The following is a 1182-nucleotide window of genomic DNA, read 5'->3' as shown; positions in this document are numbered from 1 at the left end:
GGCGCTTGTTTCGCTTGCGCAAGGATTGAGCTTGACGCTTGCGATAGAATTTGTGATTTGGTCATTGCCGTCGTTTCTTTCGCGAAATCTGTATCTTTGATACGGCTCTTCGACGCATTCACGTTCTCGTTAATGTTGTCCAAGTTGCTGATTGCGTGGTTGAAACGGTTCTGGAAAGCACCCAGCTCTGCGCGGTGGCTATCTACGTATTTCAGTGCCGCATCGATGATAGCAACAGATTCTTGTGCGCCACCAACTGAGGTTACGTCGATAGTATCTACCGTTACTTTTTTACCTTCGCCCAAACCTAGCTCACCAGATAGGCCGCCTGAAAACTCGACTTCGCCTTCGACTTTGTTGTTGCCAGCAAAGATTTGCAGTTTACCGTCTTGGTCTACAGAGGCTTTCACTAGGTCAGTTTGACCGTTAATGTAAGTCGCAAGCTCTTCGATATCGTCACCCGCTTTTGCGCTGATGTTGATTTCTTGCTCTTGGCCGTAGCTGTCCGTTAGGTTGATTTTTAGGTCGTTCTTACCTTCAGCAACGTTCCAGTCTTTACCTTTACCACTTTCAGCTTGGTAGCTCACACCGCCCATCATTTTGTTGTCTGAACGCATGTCTTTTAGCTCAAGCATCACTGCTTCACCGTTATCTGCACCGATTTGGAACGATTTCGCACCGTGAGTACCGTTTAGCAGCTTGTTACCACCGAAAGAGGTTGTTTCTGCAATGCGGTTTAGTTCGTCGTTGAGTGCGGTCACTTCTTCTTGAATCGCAACACGTTCTGCTTTCGAGTTTGAACCGTTTGCTGATTGCAGAGACAAGTCACGCATACGTTGAAGAATATTAGTGGTCTCATTCATTGCACCTTCAGCAGTTTGTGCAATCGAGATACCGTCGTTCGCGTTGCGAACCGCTACATCCAAACCACGGCTTTGTACGTTCAAACGGTTCGAGATTTGTAGACCCGCAGCGTCATCTTTTGCGCTGTTGATTTTAAAACCTGAAGACAAACGCTCCATAGAAGTTTGTTGAGCTGAGTTTGCGTTGTTTAGGTAACGCTGAGCGGTCATCGCTGATACGTTAGTGTTTACATTCACTGCCATGGTGATTTCTCCAATTGATTTTCCGGTGTAGCGGTTTCCGACGTCTCGGAAAACCAAGTAGTTCTCTCAAAGTTAC

General features: G+C 46.8%; 1 protein-coding gene. It reads right to left on the bottom strand.

The window, feature by feature from the left end:
* The coding region (locus R7E38_RS22780; RefSeq protein ID WP_226084426.1) for a flagellin at positions 1-1106 on the bottom strand (1106 nt) is incomplete at its 3' end.
* Positions 1107-1182: the final 76 nt, after the last annotated feature.

This window comes from Vibrio sp. Vb2131 (genome assembly GCF_033338535.1).
Lineage (GTDB): Bacteria > Pseudomonadota > Gammaproteobacteria > Enterobacterales > Vibrionaceae > Vibrio > Vibrio alginolyticus.
This window is presented reverse-complemented; position numbering and strand designations above follow the sequence as displayed.